Annotated in this window: 16 protein-coding genes; 2 read left to right on the forward strand and 14 right to left on the reverse strand. The window is 53.8% G+C overall.

Translation table 11 applies throughout. From position 1 onward, the window contains the following. Positions 1 to 8: 8 nt before the first annotated feature. The gene (locus HV346_RS21505; RefSeq protein WP_181621194.1) at positions 9 to 389 is read left to right on the forward strand and encodes a DUF2756 family protein; all 381 of its coding nucleotides are present in this window, start codon (positions 9 to 11) and stop codon (positions 387 to 389) included. Here the strand turns inward: HV346_RS21505 and ugpQ are convergent. From ugpQ to livK, 11 genes are all read right to left on the reverse strand, one after another. After that, on the reverse strand, positions 370 to 1119 hold the full coding sequence (ugpQ, locus tag HV346_RS21510) for a glycerophosphodiester phosphodiesterase (RefSeq protein ID WP_181621195.1): 750 nt from the start codon (positions 1117 to 1119) through the stop codon (positions 370 to 372). The genes HV346_RS21505 and ugpQ overlap by 20 nt on opposite strands. Then, positions 1116 to 2186 carry a sn-glycerol-3-phosphate import ATP-binding protein UgpC gene (locus tag HV346_RS21515; protein ID WP_181621196.1) on the reverse strand — a complete coding sequence of 357 codons (1071 nt, stop codon included), beginning with the start codon at positions 2184 to 2186 and terminating at the stop codon, positions 1116 to 1118. The genes ugpQ and HV346_RS21515 overlap by 4 nt, the downstream gene beginning before the upstream one ends. Positions 2187 to 2454: 268 nt before the next feature. Further along, a complete protein-coding gene (gene ugpE, locus HV346_RS21520; protein WP_181621197.1) occupies positions 2455 to 3300 on the reverse strand; it encodes a sn-glycerol-3-phosphate ABC transporter permease UgpE in 846 nt (281 codons plus the stop codon). Next, complete coding sequence (gene ugpA, locus HV346_RS21525; protein WP_181621199.1) at positions 3297 to 4184, reverse strand: sn-glycerol-3-phosphate ABC transporter permease UgpA; 888 nt, start codon at positions 4182 to 4184, stop codon at positions 3297 to 3299. Before ugpA ends, ugpE begins: the two co-directional genes overlap by 4 nt. Before the next feature lie 114 nt (positions 4185 to 4298). Continuing rightward, on the reverse strand, positions 4299 to 5615 hold the full coding sequence (gene ugpB, locus HV346_RS21530; protein ID WP_181621200.1) for a sn-glycerol-3-phosphate ABC transporter substrate-binding protein UgpB: 1317 nt from the start codon (positions 5613 to 5615) through the stop codon (positions 4299 to 4301). 189 nt (positions 5616 to 5804) lie between these two features. Continuing rightward, positions 5805 to 6074 (reverse strand): hypothetical protein, encoded by a 270-nt coding sequence (locus tag HV346_RS21535; RefSeq protein ID WP_181621201.1) that lies wholly within the window; start codon positions 6072 to 6074, stop codon positions 5805 to 5807. A gap of 88 nt (positions 6075 to 6162) precedes the next feature. Further along, entirely contained in the window at positions 6163 to 6876 is a 714-nt protein-coding gene (gene livF, locus HV346_RS21540) for a high-affinity branched-chain amino acid ABC transporter ATP-binding protein LivF (protein WP_181621203.1), read from the reverse strand. A gap of 1 nt (position 6877) precedes the next feature. Further along, the gene (gene livG / locus HV346_RS21545) at positions 6878 to 7645 is read right to left on the reverse strand and encodes a high-affinity branched-chain amino acid ABC transporter ATP-binding protein LivG (protein WP_181621204.1); all 768 of its coding nucleotides are present in this window, start codon (positions 7643 to 7645) and stop codon (positions 6878 to 6880) included. Further along, positions 7642 to 8919, reverse strand: a complete 1278-nt coding sequence (gene livM, locus HV346_RS21550) for a branched chain amino acid ABC transporter permease LivM (RefSeq protein ID WP_014072159.1) — start codon at positions 8917 to 8919, stop codon at positions 7642 to 7644. Before livM ends, livG begins: the two co-directional genes overlap by 4 nt. Beyond that, the gene (livH, locus tag HV346_RS21555) at positions 8916 to 9842 is read right to left on the reverse strand and encodes a high-affinity branched-chain amino acid ABC transporter permease LivH (RefSeq protein ID WP_040078237.1); all 927 of its coding nucleotides are present in this window, start codon (positions 9840 to 9842) and stop codon (positions 8916 to 8918) included. Before livH ends, livM begins: the two co-directional genes overlap by 4 nt. 47 nt (positions 9843 to 9889) lie before the next feature. Then, positions 9890 to 10999: a high-affinity branched-chain amino acid ABC transporter substrate-binding protein LivK gene (livK, locus tag HV346_RS21560; RefSeq protein WP_181621205.1), complete on the reverse strand. Its 1110-nt coding sequence runs from the start codon at positions 10997 to 10999 to the stop codon at positions 9890 to 9892. A gap of 424 nt (positions 11000 to 11423) precedes the next feature. On the opposite strand from livK, the gene panM reads away from it, so the two are divergent. Beyond that, positions 11424 to 11807 (forward strand): aspartate 1-decarboxylase autocleavage activator PanM, encoded by a 384-nt coding sequence (panM, locus tag HV346_RS21565; RefSeq protein ID WP_181621206.1) that lies wholly within the window; start codon positions 11424 to 11426, stop codon positions 11805 to 11807. A gap of 96 nt (positions 11808 to 11903) precedes the next feature. Here the strand turns inward: panM and livJ are convergent, their stop codons facing one another. The 3 genes from livJ to rpoH all read right to left on the reverse strand — a co-directional run bounded on the left by livJ (position 11904) and on the right by rpoH (position 15501). Next, positions 11904 to 13004 carry a branched chain amino acid ABC transporter substrate-binding protein LivJ gene (gene livJ / locus HV346_RS21570; protein WP_181621207.1) on the reverse strand — a complete coding sequence of 367 codons (1101 nt, stop codon included), beginning with the start codon at positions 13002 to 13004 and terminating at the stop codon, positions 11904 to 11906. Between the two features lie 229 nt (positions 13005 to 13233). Beyond that, positions 13234 to 14499, reverse strand: a complete 1266-nt coding sequence (locus tag HV346_RS21575; RefSeq protein WP_181621208.1) for a 4-aminobutyrate--2-oxoglutarate transaminase — start codon at positions 14497 to 14499, stop codon at positions 13234 to 13236. Positions 14500 to 14643: 144 nt separating this feature from the next. Beyond that, positions 14644 to 15501, reverse strand: coding sequence for an RNA polymerase sigma factor RpoH (gene rpoH, locus HV346_RS21580; protein ID WP_181621209.1), 858 nt, complete (start codon positions 15499 to 15501; stop codon positions 14644 to 14646). Positions 15502 to 15668 lie beyond the last annotated feature (167 nt).

Consider the following 15668-nt stretch of genomic DNA (forward strand, 5'->3'; position numbering starts at 1 on the left):
AGATGACAATGAAACACTTTTTGATTCTTACCGCGCTGCTACCCTTTGCCGCGCTAGCGCAGCCACTCAACACCATGAACAACCCTAACCAGCCAGGCTATGTCATTCCGAGCCAGCAACGTATGCAAACGGAGATGATGAGCCAACAACAGCAGCAAAAAGGAATGCTTAATCAGCAGCTTAAAACGCAGACTCAGCTTCAGCAGCAAAAACTGCAAACGCAGATCAATAACAACACCCAGCGTGTTCAACAAAACCAGCCGCGTGAGCAGGTGTTACCGAACAGCAATGGCGGGATGTTAAGTGGCGGGGCAACGCAGAGTAGCGGTCAGCAGCATATGCTGCCGCCGCGTTCGAATGGGGATATGCTTAATAATCCGCAGAATTAAAATTCGGACCTATCACGTCAACCACATCGGTACAGATACTATCGACACCCCAGCGCAGCAGTTCTGCCGCGCGCTGGGGTTTGTTGACGGTATACACCAGAATATGCAGCCCGGCATCCTTCAACATCTTAACCCGAGCTTCGTCCAGCAGTTTGTGATTCAGGTGAATCGACACACAGCCCAGGCGAGTGGTCAGCTCGCGCCAGTCCTCACGCCACTCATCCAGCAATAACCCGCGCGGCAGTTCCGGGACGGCGGCCTGAGCCGCTTCCAGCGCATCAATTTCAAATGAAGAGAGCAGCGGCGGAGCCATCCCTTCCCACAACTCACGCGCGGCGAGGGCGATAACCTTGCCGGTTAACGGCCCTGTTCCCGTGGTGGGTTTAATTTCGATATTGGCCATCATCCCGTGTTGACGACAGCGATCGGCTACTTCCGCCAGAAGCGGAAGCGGTTCGCCTTTAAATTCGCCGCTGTACCAACTCCCGGCATCGACTTTCAGGAGATCGCGCCACGGTAATTCCCCTGCCACGCCCCAACCGTTGCTGGTCCGTTCGAGGTTATCGTCATGCAGCAGAAAAATTTCGCCATCTTTCGACAGCTTGGCATCAAATTCAATCATGGTATGACCGTAACGCGCACCCACGTCAATCGCCGCCAGCGTGTTTTCCGGCGCCAGTTTACCGCCGCCACGGTGGGCGACGATGTGGGGGTAAGGCCAGTTACTCATAGTCGTTGTCCTGTTTCACCATCAAATAAGTGCAGATGATTTTCTGGCAGATGCAGCCAGAGCGTACTGCCTGCTTTCGGGCGCTCCTGATGCGCCAGACGCACAACGATCTTTTGTTCGCCCCAGCGTCCATGGGCCAGGTTATCCGCCCCCAGCATCTCCAGCGTGTCCATCACCAGCGGTACACCGCCTTCTGCCTGCGAGCTTAGCGCAATGTGTTCCGGGCGGATACCAAGCGTCATCTTACGCCCGGCATAGCCACGATAGTACCAGTTGATCGGCAATGCCATCCCACTGTCCAGCTCAAAATGGGTTCCTGAGCTGCTGATTCGGCCTTCCAGCAGGTTCATCGCCGGGCTGCCAATAAAGCTCGCCACAAAACGGCTGGCCGGTTTTTCATACACCTCAACCGGCGTCCCAATCTGCTCTGCGATACCTTTGTTCATGACCATCACACGCTGCGCCAGAGTCATGGCTTCCACCTGATCGTGCGTGACGTAAAGTGAAGTGGTATTCAGACGACGATGCAACTGTTGCAGTTCAAGGCGCATCTGTACGCGCAGTTTGGCATCGAGGTTTGAAAGCGGTTCATCAAACAGGAACACGGCCGGATCACGCACAATGGCGCGCCCCATTGCCACGCGCTGACGCTGACCACCAGAGAGTTCACGCGGGCGGCGCTTCAGCAGGCCATCCAGCTCCAGAATGCGCGCGGCTTCTTTCACACGCTCGTCGATATGACCTTTGCCCATACCGCGAATTTTCAGCCCCCAGGCCATGTTCTCTTCCACACTCATGTGCGGATAGAGGGCGTAGTTCTGGAACACCATCGCAATGCCGCGATCTTTGGGTTCCATTTCGGTGACGCGCTGGCGATCAATCCAGATATCGCCGGAGGTCACACGCTCAAGCCCCGCCACCATACGCAATAGCGTCGATTTTCCGCAGCCGGACGGGCCAACCATCACGATAAATTCTCCGTCCGCCACGTCGAGCGTGAGCGGCTGAATGACCTGGGTTTTGCCATCCCAGCTTTTGGTTACTGCCTGAAGTTTCAGTCCTGCCATAGAGGTTGTATCCCTTGATTATTCGTGAACGTCGCTGGCGGCTATTTTTGCCCAGGGCAAGGCGCGAGCGACAACGTTTGGTGGGCCCAAATAAAACGCAAGTAACGCGGCACTGGGCAAAAATAGCCCCAGCCCTTTGGGGCGCGTGCCGAAATCGCGTACTCTGCGTTGTTGGATTTGGACATAGGCCCACTATGTCCATCATCCTCCGCCTTGATTACACGATTTCGGCTCAGCGCCGACGTCACGAATAATCAAGGGATACAACCTACTTCTCACTGTCCACTAAACCACGCACAAACGCACGCTGCATGGCTAAAACGATAATGACCGGGGGGATGAGCGTGAGCAGCATCGCCGCCATCACCTGGTTCCAGAGGGTCGTGCCTTCGCCGGTGGCAATCATGCCTTTGATTCCGGCCACCGCAGTCCCCAGATTGACATCCTGAATAATCAACAGCGGCCACAGATACTGGTTCCAGCCGTAGATAAACGTAATCACAAACAGCGCAGCGAGGTTGGTTTTCGACAGCGGCAGCACGATGTCACGGAAAAAACGCATCGGTGACGCACCGTCAATACGTGCCGCTTCAATCAACTCATCCGGCAGGGTCATGAAGAACTGACGAAACAGAAAAGTCGCAGTCGCAGAGGCCATCAACGGCAGGGTTAACCCTGCATAACTGTCGAGCATCCCGAGGTTAGCGATCACCTCGACCGTCGGGAAGATGCGCACTTCAACGGGCAACATCAGGGTAATAAAGATCATCCAGAAGAACAGGTTACGCAGCGGAAAACGGAACCAGACAATGGCAAATGCGGAGAGCATCGATACCACGATTTTGCCCACCGTGATGCCAAAAGCCATAATGAAACTGTTAAGCATCATCAGCCAGAACGGCGCGCTGTTCACCCCGACGCCCTGCGTCCAGATGGTTTTCATGTTCTCGAAAAGATGTCCACCAGGGATTAAGGTCATCGGCGTGTCAAACACGGCTTTGGTATCCAAAGTCGCCGCCACAAAGGCGACATACAGCGGGAAGAGGATGACGATAATGCCCAGAATCAGCATGGTATGGCTGAAAATCGTCAGCCCCGGACGGTTCTCAATCATTGGTAGCGCACCTTACTTTCAACATAGCGGAACTGAACCACCGTGAGGATGATGACGAGGAACATCAGCACGACGGACTGGGCAGCAGAGGCCGAGAGATCAAGACCCGCAAAGCCTTCACGGTAGATCTTATAAATCAGAGTCGTCGTAGCCTGAACCGGGCCGCCCGCCGTGGCAGCATCGATCACCGGGAAGGTGTCGAAGAAGGCATACACCAGGTTGACCACCAGCAAGAAGAAACTTACCGGGGCAATCAGCGGCAGCGCCAGCTTAAAGAAACGACGAACCGGGCCTGCACCATCAATCGCCGCCGCTTCAACCAGCGATCGTGGGATGGATTGCAGCGCCGCAAAGAAGAACAGGAAGTTGTAGCTGATCTGCTTCCACACCGAGGCAAACACCACCAGGAACATCGCCTGGCCACTGTTCTGCGCGTGGTTCCAGTCATAGCCAAACTCCCCAAGAAAATGGGTAATTAGCCCGCGTCCTGGGTTAAACAGGAAGATCCACAGCACGGCAGCGACCGCAGGTGCAACGGCGTAAGGCAGCAGCATCAGGGTCTGGTAGAGACGGCTGCCGCGCACCACGTAATCCACCAGCGCCGCGAAGAAGAGCGAAGCGACAAGGCCGCTTACCGTCACCAGAGTGCTGAATTTGATTGTCGTCCAGAAGGCGTCGATGTAGTAACTGTCATGCCACAGGGCGGCAAAGTTATCCAGACCGACAAACTGGCTGGAAAGCCCAAACGGATCAACGCTCTGGACTGAGTACCACAGCGCTTCGCCCGCAGGCCAGATAAAGAAGATTACGGTGATGACCAGTTGCGGCGCGACCAGCAGATACGGCAGCCAGCGCGAACGGAACACCGGACGGGATGAGGACATAGATTAGCTCATATTGATTTCCCCTCACCCTAACCCTCCCCCCAAAGGGCGAAGGAACGATTACACCCTCCCCCTTAAGGGAGAGGGCCGGAGTGAGGGGGGGATTAGTTTTAATTAAGACTTCGTTGACTGCTCAAAACGGCGCAGCAGTTGATTACCGCGTTCAACAGCTGAATCCAGTGCTTGTTGTGGCGTTTTCTTACCGGTCCACACGCTTTCCAGCTCTTCATCAACGATGGTACGGATCTGTGGCATGTTGCCCAGACGCAGGCCTTTGGTGAACGGCAATGGTGGCTTGTTCAGCATCTGACGCGTCGCAATATCTGCACCTGGGTTCTTGTCATAGAATCCCTGCTGACGAGTCAGGTCGTAAGCGGCTTTGGTGATCGGCAGGTAGCCGGTTTTCTGATGCCACTCGGCCGCATTTTCAGGTTTTGCCAGGAAGTCCAGAAACTCGGCAACACCTTTATACGTCCCCTGATCTTTGCCCTGCATAACCCACAGACTCGCCCCACCAATGATGGCGTTTTGCGGCGCACCCTTCACATCCGCATCGTATGGCATCATGCCGACACCGTAGTTGAATTTGGCGTAATGACGGATATCAGCCAGTGAACCGGAGGACGCCGTAGTGATGGCACAGTCACCGTTGTAGAACTTCTCGGTCGATTCATCTTTACGGCCGAAGTAGCTGAAATCGCCTTTCTTGTTCAGCTCTTCCAGCAACGCGATATGTTTCACCTGCTCTGGCTTATTGAACTCCAGAACCGCGTCTGTGCCGTCGAAGCCGTTATTTTTCGTTGCCACTGGCAGCCCATGCCAGGCACTGAAGTTTTCAATCTGGATCCAGCCCTGCCAGCCGCTCGCATAACCGCACTTCATACCTGCCGCTTTCAGCTTCGCGGTGTACGCCGCCAGATCCTGCCAGGTTTTCGGTGGCTGCTCAGGATCTAAACCGGCTTTTTTGAAAGCATCTTTGTTGTAATAAAGCACAGGCGTTGAGCTGTTAAACGGCTGAGACAGCAAGTGGCCCGTTTTGGAATCGGTGTAGTAACCGGAAACGGTCGGTACAAACTGGGATTCATCGAAGTTAATGCCCGCATCTTTGAACACTTCATAGACGGGCTTGATCGCTTTCGACGCCATCATGGTCGCCGTACCCACTTCATAAACCTGTAACAGTGCCGGCGCGTTACCGGTACGGAATGCCGCGATGCCCGCACTCAGGCTCTGCTCATAATTGCCTTTATACACCGGCACAATTTTGTAATCCGGGTGGGTGTCGTTGAAACGCTGCGCCAGGGAGTCAACTTCCTTACCCAACTCCCCTTCCATGGAATGCCAGAATGGAATGGTAGTGACAGCCATTGCGTTCGTCGCAAAAGCCAGACTCAGTGCCAGACCCAAAGCTGTGTGTCGTAACGATGTCATTGTCATCTCTCTTATTGTGCCGGATGCGCGATATCACGCGTTTTATGCTCGCGAGGTAACATGACATGCTCGAATGACAGAAAAATAACTGTTTATTTACAGAATGATGACAGGAAGGCGTCAGAGGGATGGTGGAATGGTGAAGGAAATGTGGCGGCAACATCAACGTCACCGCCAGGAAATATATATTTAGTGCTTGTCCTTACCCCAGGCATATATCGCGCGCTTCTCTCGCCGCTCGCGCTCAGCCTGAATGAGTGATTTCCCGGAATCTAATACCGGACAATCTGGGCCACTTTCCACCTCGCAAGGGACAGTACGCAGAGGTTGCCCCGTCTGCAACTTTTCCTGCCAGATGGTTGGGTCACGGGGATCTCTTTTTTCCGATGACGCGGCCTGAAAGCACACGGCCACCAGCAAGCTCATACCCACAAAACAAATAGCGCCCAAACGAGTCATCCCTGCCCCCTGGTTACAACAAATAATATGAGCCACCGCAGTGATTGCCGACAGAACAGCATAGGCTGGCTCCGCCAGCCTGCCCTGTTTAGCCCCCGAGGTACGCGCTACGCACCGCTTCGTTCGCCAGCAGTGCATCACCGGTATCGGATAGCACCACGTGACCGTTTTCCAGCACGTAGCCGCGGTCAGCCAGTTTCAGCGCCTGGTTGGCGTTTTGCTCAACCAGGAAGATGGTCATCCCCTCTTTACGCAGTTGTTCAATGGTGTCGAAGATCTGCTGGATGATGATCGGCGCAAGGCCCAGTGACGGTTCATCAAGTAACAGCAGACGCGGCTGGCTCATCAGCGCACGCCCAATCGCCAGCATCTGCTGCTCACCACCCGACATCGTACCCGCACGCTGAATACGACGTTCAAACAGACGCGGGAAAAGCTCATACACGCGTTTAATACGGTCCTGATACTGGTCGCGGTCGGCAAAGAAGCCGCCCATCGCCAGGTTCTCTTCTACCGTCATGCGGGAAAACACGCGACGTCCTTCCGGGACAATCGCCACCGCTTCACGCATGATTTTGGCCGTCTGCCAGTCGGTAATGTCTTTACCATCGAATACTATCCGGCCGCTGGTTGCACGCGGGTCGCCGCATAATGTGCCCAGCAGCGTGGTTTTGCCCGCACCGTTAGCACCAATCAGAGTAACGATTTCGCCCTGATTGATATGCAGACTCACGTCATGCAGTGCCTGGATCTTGCCGTAGTGGGCACTTACCTTATCAAACGTTAACATCGCTTTTTCCATCTTATGCCTCACCAAGGTAAGCACGGATCACATCCGGGTTGTTGCGGATCTCTTCCGGCGTTCCGCTCGCCAACGGCGTCCCCTGGTTCACCACATAGATACGGTCCGAAATGCCCATCACCAGCTTCATGTCGTGCTCAATGAGCAGAATAGTGGTGTCGTGATGACTACGCAGTTCAGCAATCAGCTCGTCCAGCTCTTTTGTCTCTTTCGGGTTAAGCCCCGCCGCAGGTTCATCCAGCATCAGAATTTCTGGCTGCGTCACCATGCAACGGATAATCTCCAGACGACGCTGGTCACCATACGCCAGGTTACTTGCCTGGCGGTTGGCATGCGGCAACAGGCCGATACGATCAAGCCAGGTGGCAGCACGATCCAACGCTTCGCTCTGCGCGCGACGGAATGACGGGGTTTTTAACAGACCGGAGAACACGCCGGTTTTGAGCTGCTGGTGTTGCGCCACCAGCAGGTTTTCAATCACCGTCATCTCACGGAACAGACGCACATGCTGGAAAGTACGTACCACACCCATCCGCGCAATCTGTTGACCCGGCAACCCTTCCAGGTGCTGGTCACGTAGCATAATCGTTCCGCCCGTCGGCTTATAGAAACCGGTCAGGCAGTTAAAGACCGTGGTTTTCCCCGCGCCGTTCGGGCCGATCAGGGAGACAATCTCTTTTTTATGCAGATCAAGAGAGACGTTGTTGACCGCCAGCAGGCCGCCAAAACGCATCATCAGGCCGTTAACGGATAATAATGGCTGACTCATGCCTGCTCTCCTTTCGCTTGCCCGTTTTTCAGCTTCAGCTGTGGACGGGTCATCGGCAGCAAGCCCTGCGGACGCCAGATCATCATCAGCACCATCAAACCACCCAGCATCAACATGCTGTATTCGTTAAAGTCACGCATCAGTTCACGCGACACCACCAGCAAGATGGCAGCGAGGATAACGGCAAACTGCGAGCCCATTCCGCCGAGCACCACAATCGCCAGTACAAAGGCCGATTCGGCAAAGGTGAAGGATTCCGGGCTGACAAAGCCCTGACGCGCGGCAAACAGCGTCCCGGCAAAACCGGCAAACGCGGCGCTGATGGTGAACGCAGTCAGCTTGATGCGGGTCGGGTTCAGACCCAGAGAACGACAGGCGATCTCATCTTCACGCAGTGCTTCCCACGCGCGGCCCAGCGGCATGCGCAGCAGACGGTTAATCACAAACAGCGTAATCACCACCAGCAGCAGCGCCACCAGATAGAGCCATATCACACGGTCAGACGGATCGTACTTCACGCCAAAGAAGTTGCTAAAGGTATCCCAGCCACCTTCACGCGCAGAACGGCTGAACTCCAGACCAAAGAAGGTCGGTTTCGGGATCTGGCTGATACCATTCGGGCCACCGGTCACTTCGGTGTTGTTGAGCAGCAAAATACGGACGATTTCACCGAAGCCTAAGGTCACAATCGCCAGATAGTCACCGCGCAGACGCAATACCGGGAAGCCGAGCAGGAAGCCTGCCGCAGCAGAAACCAGCCCCGCCAGCGGCAGGCACGTCCAGAAACCAAGACCGTAATAGTGGTTCAGCAACGCGAAAGTGTAGGCTCCGATGGCGTAAAAGCCGCCGTAGCCGAGCACCAGCAGACCGGACAGGCCTACCACCACGTTCAGACCCAGACCAAGAATCACGTAGATCATGGTCAGGGTGGCGATGTCTACCGTCCCGCGCGACACCACAAATGGCCAGGCAACCGCCGCCACCAACAGAGCAACGAGGAACAGCTTCTGCTTAACGGTGGAGCCATCAATCGCGGGCAGAACAAACTTCGGCCCTGAAACGTTTTTCAGCGTCTTCTGGAATACCGGACGCAAAAGCTGGAACAGGAAGACGACGGCAGTACCAATAAAGACCCACTGCCAGCGGATATCAGCGGCGGTATCCACCACCAGCTTTGTCCCATCAAGCTCTAACTGAACGCCCATAAAGACGCCCGCCAGCACGAAGAACATGGCAGCAGAAAGCAGCGCCATTGCAAAATGCATCGGTTTCATACTTTCTCTACCTCCGGACGACCCAGAATACCGGTAGGCATTACCAGCAGAACCAGAATCAGCAGGGCGAACGACACCACATCTTTATATTCGGTACTCAGATATGCCGAGGAGAGCGCTTCCGCCACGCCCAGAATCAGGCCGCCAATCATTGCCCCTGGAATGCTGCCGATGCCACCCAGAACCGCTGCGGTGAAGGCTTTCATCCCGGCCATAAAGCCGATGTACGGGTTGATTACGCCATAGAACTGACCGAGCAGAACGCCAGCAACTGCCGCCATGGCAGCACCGATGACAAAGGTCAGCGCAATGACGCGGTCGGTATTAATCCCCAGCAGGCTTGCCATTTTGAGGTCTTCTGCACAGGCGCGGCAAGCGCGCCCCATACGGGAGTAGCGGATGAAAATGGTCAACGCCAGCATCGCCAGGAAGGTCACAATCCAGATCACCAGCTGCATGGTGGTGATAGAGGCAGAGAAGTTTTCGCTCGCCCCCACAATCCACTGGCCGTTAAACAGGCTTGGCAGGGCGACGTCACGCGAGCCTTCCGTAAGGCTGACGTAGTTTTGCAGGAAAATGGACATCCCGATCGCGGAGATCAAGGCAATCAGACGTTTTGAGCTACGCACCGGGCGATATGCGACACGCTCGATGCTCCAGCCGTAGGCACTGGCAATCACAATTGCCCCTACAAAACCGGCGGCCACCAGTAGCCAGCTACTGTCGATGCCCATCATCATCAGTGCGGCGATGATCATAAAGGAGACATAGCTGCCGATCATATACACCTCGCCGTGGGCGAAGTTGATCATGCCGATAATGCCGTAAACCATCGTATAGCCGATGGCGATCAGCGCATAGGTGCTTCCCAGCGTTACGCCGTTAAACATCTGCTGCAAGAAATAGAGAAACTGCTCGGACATAAGGAAACCTTTTTATACCCGCCCGGTATCACCGGGCGGTGGGATAATTATTTGGCGACCGAGGACGAACCATCGGCGTGCCACTTAAAGACACCAAACTCAAATCCCTTCAGATCGCCTTTCTCATCCCAGTTCAGCGGCCCAATCACGGTGTTCGCCCCGTGTGCTTTTAAATCTTTGACTAAATCCAGCGGCGCTTTGCTGCCGGTGCGATCCATAGCGGTTGCCAGAGACTGCACTGCGGCATAGGTGATCCACACATATGGACCACTCGGATCTTTCTTCTGCGCCTTGAGCGCCTCTACGATAGTCTTATTCGCGGGATCCTGGTCATAGCGTTTTGGCATCGTGACCAGCATGCCTTCTGCTGCATCGCCCGCGATGTTTGACAAGGAGGCATTACCAACCCCTTCAGGCCCCATGAACTGGGTTTTCAGACCAGTAGCGCGCGCCTGGCGCAGCATCTGGCCCATTTCCGGGTAGTAACCACCGTAGTACACGAAGTCGATATTTTCTTTTTGCAGACGGGCAATCAGCGCGGAGAAATCTTTCTCACCTGCGGTAATACCGTCAAAGAAGACAATGTTCGCTCCGCCCTTTTTCAGGCTCTCCTGGACGGAGCGCGCCAGCCCTTCCCCGTACTGCTGTTTGTCATGAATGATGGCAATACGCTGCGGCTTCACGTTTTCGAGAATGTATTTGGCAGCGGTGGGTCCCTGAGAGGAGTCCAGCCCGGCGGTGCGCATGATGTGCTGATAGCCGCGCTGGGTCAGTTCCGGGTTCGTTGCACCTGGAGTGATCATCAGAATGCCTTCGTCTTCATAGATATCCGACGCGGGCTGTGTGGATGAAGAGCAAAGGTGGCCGATGACGTACTGGATGCCATCGTTAACGATTTTGTTGGCAACCGCGACAGCTTGTTTTGGATCGCAGGCGTCGTCATATTCCACGCCAATTAGCTTGTCACCTTTGATACCGCCTTTGGCGTTGATGTCTTTGATCGCCTGACGCGCACCGTTGAACTCCATATCACCCCACTGGGCAACCGGACCGGACATCGCACCGACTACAGCAACTTTAATATCTTCCGCCATGGCCGCATGCGAAATCGACAGTGCAACCATCCCCGCGATTAACGTCTTCGCGTTCCTTTTCATCTCTGAATCCCCACTCGTGATGTGATGTATATATTTTGTTTTATTATGGTTAAAAAGCATTCTGTACTTTTAATGAACAACGCTATTTTTACCAGTGCCTTTAATGGTTTAGCGCAGTTTTTTGTCAAAAACCAGACTAAAATCTCTATTTTTCAGGCTATTAAGCAAAGATAATATTCTGAAATCTTACAGAGATAAACAAATAAAAGTAGGTTTTGCAGCATAAAATAACGGTACAAAGCGCCGAATAAATCACTACCATTTAGGTTAAAATCCTGCTTATTTTTCGATCCATATGTTTTCGAACTGCGCATTGAGTCGTCAAAAAACTAATCACCTGGTAAATGGGTATAAAAAGAGAAAGCCTCTGGCAGAATAAATTGAGTACACTGCCCATACTCTTTTTGATTTGGACAAGCAGCTAATGAAACTGACCATCATCCGTCTGGTGACCTTTAGCGACCAGGATCATATCGACCTGGGCAAAATCTGGCCGGAATACTCCCCTTCGTCGCTGATCGTCGACGACACGCACCGAATTTATGCCGCACGCTTTAACGAGCGTCTGCTCGCTGCCGTTCGCGTGACGCTGAGCGGTACGCAAGGGGCGCTTGACTCACTGCGTGTGCGTGACGTGACCCGCCGTCGCGGTGTGGGGCAATATTTGATTGAAGAGGTGATCCGCGAAAATCCGAGCGTAAGTGCCTGGTGGATGGCCGACGTAGGCGTGGAAGATTGTGATGTGATGGCGGCGTTTATGCAGGCGTTAGGATTTACGGCGCTGGAGAATGGCTGGGAAAAGCATTAGGGTTGATTTGTGCGGCCTGATGCCCTCACCCCGCCCCTCTCCCACGGGGAGAGGGTGCAAACACTAAAATGGCAACCTTACGGTTGCCATTTGTGTTTATTTGGCGTCGGTCGCCGTACCGTTAGCGTGCCAGTCAAACACACCGAACTCGAAGCCTTTCAGATCGCCCTTCTCATCCCAGGACAACGGCCCCATAACGGTTTCAACAGAGTTCGCCTTCAGGTATTTAGCGATTTCAGCCGGATCGGCTGACTGATTCAGACCTGCTTGCAGAGACTGCAGCGCAGCATAAGTGGTCCACACGAATGCACCGCTTGGATCCTGTTTCTTCGCCTTGATGGCATCTACGATAGGTTTGTTCGCAGGAACCTGGTCGTAGTTCTTAGGCTTGGTGACCAGCAGGCCTTCAGCAGATTCACCGGCAATATTAGACAAGGAGACGTTCGCAACACCTTCTGGCCCCATGAACTGGGTTTTCAGACCGGCTGCACGCGCCTGGCGCAGGATCTGACCCATTTCAGGGTGGTAGCCACCGTAGTAAACGAAATCGATATTCTCTTTCTTCAGACGAGCAACCAGCGTGGAGAAGTCTTTCTCACCAGCAGTGATACCGTCAAAGAACACCACGTCAGCATTGGCTTTTTTGAGGTTGTCCTGTACGGAACGTGCCAGCCCTTCACCATACTGCTGTTTATCGTGAATGATGGCGATGCGTTTCGGTTTCACTTTTTCGACGATGTATTTGGCTGCCGTTGGGCCCTGGTCAGAGTCCAGGCCTGTCGTACGCAGGATCAATTTATAGCCGCGCGCCGTCAGCTCTGGTGCAGTTGCTGCCGGGGTGATCATCAGAATGCCTTCGTCTTCGTAGATGTCAGACGCTGGCTGAGTGGACGAGGAACACAGGTGACCGATAACGTATTTGATCCCGTCATTGACCACTTTGTTCGCCACGGCGACTGCTTGTTTAGGGTCACAGGCATCATCATATTTTACGATCTGCAGTTTTTCGCCCTTGATCCCGCCCTTGGCATTAATATCTGCAACCGCTTGTTCTGCGCCAGTGAACTCCTGATCGCCATACTGTGCTACCGGACCAGACATTGCCCCAACAACAGCCACTTTGATATCGGCCTGAGCCATGGTGCTGAATGCCAACGCGATACATCCTGCCAGTAACGCTTTACCCTTCATATTCATCCTGAGAATCCCCATTGTGATGGTTTTTGCAATTGTTGTGATGTTGTTGTGCAGTATATTATTTTTCTTATAGGTATAAGAAAAGCATATGATAGTTATGTTTTGGCGTGCCACCCGGACAAAAGCAGCATACTCTGCTAAAACATACCCCATTTTTATGAATTTGGAATAGCTAATTTGAAATGTATCTATGGTAAGCCCGGCATGCATTCGATACCGGGCAATGGCTTTAACGTGTCAGCACTGACGAGATAATATCCAGCGCTTTACGGAACTGAACTTCGGGGATAGTGAGCGGATAAAGGAAGCGAATGACGTTGCCATACACGCCACAACTCAGCAGTAGTAACCCTTCCTGGAGCGCACGCTCCTGCACCTGACGGGTAAACTCCGGCGAAGGTAGTCCGGTTTGCGGATCGTTAAACTCCACCGCCACCATTGAGCCTTGCGCGCGAATATCCGCAATATAAGGGCAGCCCGCTTTCGCTTTACTGAGCACTTCGACCAGGTCGTGGCCGAGATGGGCTGCGCGGTGACACAGATCTTCTTCGTCGATCACTTCCAGCACGGCAAGTGCGGCGGCAATCGCCAGCGGGTTACCTGCGTAGGTCCCGCCCAGTCCACCCGGGGCTGGGGCATCCATAACATCAGCACGCCCGGAAACGGCAGAAAGCGGCATGCCTCCTGCCAGACTTTTGGCCATGGTGATCAGGTCCGGTTTCACACTCTGGTGCTCCATCGAGAATAACTTACCGGTACGCGCAAAGCCGGTTTGAACTTCATCGGCGATCAGTAATATTCCGTAGGTGTCGCACACGGTGCGCAGACCCTGCATGAAATCGGCAGGCGCGATGTTGAATCCGCCTTCACCTTGTACTGGCTCAAGAATGATGGCGGCAACCTGATCCGGGGCGATGTCGGCCTTAAAAATGCGATCCAGGCTTTTGAGCGCCTCGCGGGTACTGATGCCGTGCAGGTCATTAGGATATTGCGCGTGATACACCGAGCCTGGGAAAGGGCCGAAGCCAATTTTGTACGGCGCAACTTTACCGGTAAGTGCCATGGTCATGAAGGTACGACCGTGAAAAGCACCACCGAAGGTAATTAATCCAGGACGTTTAGTGTATGCGCGCGCAATCTTCACCGCGTTCTCGACCGCTTCTGCGCCAGTGGAGAAGAAGGCGGTTTTGGCCGGGCCTTCAATCGGTACGCGAGCGTTGATACGTTCCGCCAGCGCCACATAGCCTTCATATGGCACAATCTGATAGGCCGTATGCGTAAAGGCATGCAGCTGTTTTTCAATAGCGGCGATAACCTTCGGGTGGCGGTGTCCGGTGTTCAGCACTGCGATCCCGGCAGCAAAGTCGATCACTTCGTTGCCTTCCACATCCCACACCGTGGCATTCTCTGCTTTATCAGCATAGAAATTACACATCACGCCGATACCGCGCGGCGTCGCCTGTAGACGCCGTTCATTCAACTCGTTGTTTTTCACCCTGTCCCCCTGAGATTCCAGCACCCAAAATGCGAATAGCGCACCTGTAAGTGTTTGCCAGAGGGAGAGAATTCGCCAGAGCAGGCGCTAAAAAAACAAAACCCCCGAATTTGCATTCGAGGGTTATCAGGTACTTCGTGAAAATTATGCTTCGATAGCCGCGCGAAGTTTTTTCATGGCGTTCTTTTCAAGCTGACGAACACGTTCTGCGGAAACACCATAACGATCGGCCAGTTCCTGCAGCGTGGACTTGTTATCTTCGTCCAGCCAGCGGGCACGGATGATATCCTGGCTACGCTCGTCAAGGCCTTCCATCGCGAAGGTCAACTTGTTAGCGGCCTGATCTTCCCAGTTGTCTTCTTCAATGCCGTCAGCAAAGTTGGACGATTTATCCTGGAGATACAGAACCGGCGCCATTGGCTGGCTATCAGACGCATCGTCGTCAGAAGACATGTCAAAAGTCATGTCCTGCGCGGCCATACGGGATTCCATCTCACGCACATCTTTGCTGGATACGCCCAGCTCGCGCGCCACCATTTCGACCTCATCCTGATTGAACCAGCCCAGACGCTGCTTGGTTTTACGCAGGTTGAAGAACAGTTTGCGTTGCGCTTTTGTCGTGGCGACTTTCACGATACGCCAGTTACGCAGGACGTATTCGTGAATCTCTGCTTTGATCCAGTGCACGGCAAAGGAGACCAGTCGCACACCCACTTCCGGGTTAAAGCGACGTACAGCCTTCATCAGACCGATATTACCTTCCTGAATCAAGTCCGCCTGCGGCAGGCCATAGCCCGAGTAATTACGAGCAACGTGAACAACAAAGCGCAGGTGAGACAGGATCAGCGTCTTAGCTGCTTCCAGATCGCCCTGGTAATGCAGCTTTTCAGCAAGCTCCTTTTCTTCCTCAGCCGTCAACATCGGCCAAGTGTTAGCGGCCCGGATATAAGATTCCAGGTTACCAACAGGGGCTAAAGCTAAAGTTTGCATTTCTTTGGTCATTCATTCCTCTCAATTCGATATCTTCTGGTCCAGGTTATCCCCATCAGGCAACAACCATGCCAAAGCATTTGAGCAACGAGAATAGCATTCACATTTTTATCAGACAGTGATTTTATCCACAAGTTCCAGGTGCAACAGTGAATAAATTACGCACAAAATGTGACATG

The sequence above is a fragment of the Enterobacter sp. RHBSTW-00994 genome (genome assembly GCF_013782625.1).
GTDB lineage: Bacteria > Pseudomonadota > Gammaproteobacteria > Enterobacterales > Enterobacteriaceae > Enterobacter.

What these genes read in the sequence shown, in the direction of transcription:
- HV346_RS21505 (WP_181621194.1), top strand. Translation starts at nt 9, where the DNA reads ATGAAACACTTTTTGATTCTTACCGCGCTGCTACCCTTTGCCGCGCTA.
- ugpQ (WP_181621195.1), bottom strand. Translation starts at nt 1,119, where the DNA reads ATGAGTAACTGGCCTTACCCCCACATCGTCGCCCACCGTGGCGGCGGT.
- HV346_RS21515 (WP_181621196.1), bottom strand. Translation starts at nt 2,186, where the DNA reads ATGGCAGGACTGAAACTTCAGGCAGTAACCAAAAGCTGGGATGGCAAA.
- ugpE (WP_181621197.1), bottom strand. Translation starts at nt 3,300, where the DNA reads ATGATTGAGAACCGTCCGGGGCTGACGATTTTCAGCCATACCATGCTG.
- ugpA (WP_181621199.1), bottom strand. Translation starts at nt 4,184, where the DNA reads ATGTCCTCATCCCGTCCGGTGTTCCGTTCGCGCTGGCTGCCGTATCTG.
- ugpB (WP_181621200.1), bottom strand. Translation starts at nt 5,615, where the DNA reads ATGACATCGTTACGACACACAGCTTTGGGTCTGGCACTGAGTCTGGCT.
- HV346_RS21535 (WP_181621201.1), bottom strand. Translation starts at nt 6,074, where the DNA reads ATGACTCGTTTGGGCGCTATTTGTTTTGTGGGTATGAGCTTGCTGGTG.
- livF (WP_181621203.1), bottom strand. Translation starts at nt 6,876, where the DNA reads ATGGAAAAAGCGATGTTAACGTTTGATAAGGTAAGTGCCCACTACGGC.
- livG (WP_181621204.1), bottom strand. Translation starts at nt 7,645, where the DNA reads ATGAGTCAGCCATTATTATCCGTTAACGGCCTGATGATGCGTTTTGGC.
- livM (WP_014072159.1), bottom strand. Translation starts at nt 8,919, where the DNA reads ATGAAACCGATGCATTTTGCAATGGCGCTGCTTTCTGCTGCCATGTTC.
- livH (WP_040078237.1), bottom strand. Translation starts at nt 9,842, where the DNA reads ATGTCCGAGCAGTTTCTCTATTTCTTGCAGCAGATGTTTAACGGCGTA.
- livK (WP_181621205.1), bottom strand. Translation starts at nt 10,999, where the DNA reads ATGAAAAGGAACGCGAAGACGTTAATCGCGGGGATGGTTGCACTGTCG.
- panM (WP_181621206.1), top strand. Translation starts at nt 11,424, where the DNA reads ATGAAACTGACCATCATCCGTCTGGTGACCTTTAGCGACCAGGATCAT.
- livJ (WP_181621207.1), bottom strand. Translation starts at nt 13,004, where the DNA reads ATGAATATGAAGGGTAAAGCGTTACTGGCAGGATGTATCGCGTTGGCA.
- rpoH (WP_181621209.1), bottom strand. Translation starts at nt 15,501, where the DNA reads ATGACCAAAGAAATGCAAACTTTAGCTTTAGCCCCTGTTGGTAACCTG.